A 2,288-nucleotide genomic window follows, 5' to 3' on the forward strand; every position below is an offset into this window, starting at 1 on the left:
GTGGTGCCCGGAGGCGGAATCGAACCACCGACACGAGGATTTTCAATCCTCTGCTCTACCGACTGAGCTATCCGGGCGACGAGGTGTATTAAAAGGCTTTTCGGCTTTCAGGTCAACAATAAAATTAAAATAAAATATCGTTTGATGAATTTGTGCTCGGAGTGGGCTGTTTTTATGCGTTTTTAGCAGCAATGCGCCATGCTTTAAGCGATGTTTTAACATTGATAGTGTGTTCACTTGCAAAATAAAGGCGATAAAAACAAAAAAGCACGTCTGAAAACGTGCTTTTTATTGAACAATTGACTTTAAACTAGTGCTTTACTGAGAACTTGTTTACCCAACCTTCTAGCTCATTCGCTAGTGAAGCTAAACTTTGAGTACTTGATTGGCTCTCGGTTACGACAGAGTTGAGTTGGCCTCCGCTTTCCTCGATAAGGTTTATGCGTAGCGCAATATCATCGCTAACCTGCGTCTGCTCAGCGGCAGCAGTAGCGATCTGCTGGCTCATTGTGGTGATAGATTCTAACGCCGTTACAATTTGCTGTAGAGCTTCAGAGGCATTCTTAGACTCTGTAACAGTGCTTTCACTGGTTTCTGCACATATTTCCATTGTGTGAATGGCATTGCGAGAGCCTTCTTGCAGATTGGAGATCATATACTGAATCTCTTTTGTGCTGTCTTGTGTGCGTCCTGCTAGGTTGCGTACCTCATCAGCAACGACTGCGAAGCCTCGGCCTTGTTCTCCAGCACGTGCTGCTTCAATGGCTGCATTGAGTGCCAATAGGTTTGTTTGCTCTGCAATATCACCAATCACATCGAGCACTTTTACAATATTATTTACATCCTGATCTAGATCGGCGACCGCTTTACTCGCAGTATTTAATTGAGAAGCTAAACCTTGAATGTTTTCAACCGTGTTATGAATGAGTTTCTGAGTATGTTGGCTTTGTTTGTCTGCCTCGTCCGTATTGTTTGCGGTGTCGCTTGCTGAATTGGCAACATGGTTGGCTGAAGATGCCATTTCAGTCATCGCAGTGGCAATCATCGCCGTTGATTGCTGCTGAGATACGGTAAGATCGGCAATCGTATTTGATCGAGACTCTACGGCAAACAACTCTGCGCGCAGTGCATGCATAGACTTCTCTAGGTTTGTCACCATGGTAGCTAGTGATTGACTCATATCTTGCACGGCACGATAGATACTTCCTCTCGGTGCCACAGTATCAAAACTGGTCTGAATGTCTCCTTGAGCGACAGCTTGAACTGCTTTACGCACGTCGTTAGGCTCTCCACCAAGTAGATGAAGCATTTTGCGAATCGAAATGATCAGGCCACTTAGAATACTTCCCGCGATAATCAGACACAGCGCAAGCTGCCATTGTGCTGTCGACCAAAAACGTGCGTTAACTTCATTAAAGCCAATACCTGTACCGACAACCCAGCCCCAGTGTGGTGTTTTTTCTGCTATCGAGTGTTTTTCTTCAATGCTGCCATCTGCTTGTTTTTGGCTCCAGGTATATTCAACGATCTGACCTGTTTTGTGCCCCAATACATCTAGAATGAGTTGGCCTACACTATTACCACTGCCATCTCTAAAGTCATGGAAGCTGGTTCCGTGCAGTTGAGGGTCTAGTGGTGCGGCGATGAACATCATATTTTCATCTGCGACATAAACGTATTCGTTGTCTTTGTAGATATTGTTACGAAGTAGGCGAGTGGCTAATGCTTTCGCTTCGTCTTCCGGCATTTTGCCTTCGATAGCCATCTTTTCTACTTCGGTAAGTATGCTGTACGCACTTTTAAATAGCTCAGTAACTCGAGCTTTGTTATCAAGGTTACTTGCGACGCGAAGTGTCCATAAGCCCGTTGCGGTCAGAGCTAGGAGAGCTAGCAATATGATCGCAGATAATAAATAGGCTTGAGTTTTTAGTTTCATATTTAGCTCACAAATAAAGTGTTATCACTATGCAAGGCATAGCTAAAAGAAGAAATGTAAGAACTCGGGCATCTTAGTGAAGATGAATGTGCTCGGATACTAATGCGTATTGAAATTACGATGAGGATTAAATTTTTAGCGTGAAATAAGTATTTTTGAAGAAAGGATTTAATGTTTGCTGATGTTTAGAAATGAAGTGCAGATAAATGGGAAAGCGAGAAATGACGTATAAAGCAGATACAAAAAAGCCACATCAAGTGATGCGGCTTTAAAAGTGGCTCCTCCTGCTGGGCTCGAACCAGCGACCTGCGGATTAACAGTCCGTCGCTCTACCAACTGAGCTAAGGAGGAA

At 43.9% G+C, this 2,288-nt stretch carries 1 protein-coding gene and 2 tRNA genes; all 3 read right to left on the bottom strand.

From position 1 onward, the window contains the following. Nucleotide 1 precedes the first annotated feature (1 nt). Nucleotides 2–77, bottom strand: a tRNA-Phe gene (locus R7Q46_RS24675). A gap of 233 nt (nt 78–310) precedes the next feature. Further along, nucleotides 311–1,936 carry a methyl-accepting chemotaxis protein gene (locus R7Q46_RS24680; RefSeq protein ID WP_054702882.1) on the bottom strand — a complete coding sequence of 542 codons (1,626 nt, stop codon included), beginning with the start codon at nt 1,934–1,936 and terminating at the stop codon, nt 311–313. Between the two features lie 275 nt (nt 1,937–2,211). Next, a tRNA-Asn gene (locus R7Q46_RS24685) sits at nt 2,212–2,287 on the bottom strand. Nucleotide 2,288: the final 1 nt, after the last annotated feature.

The sequence above is a fragment of the Vibrio sp. 811 genome, from assembly GCF_033339195.1.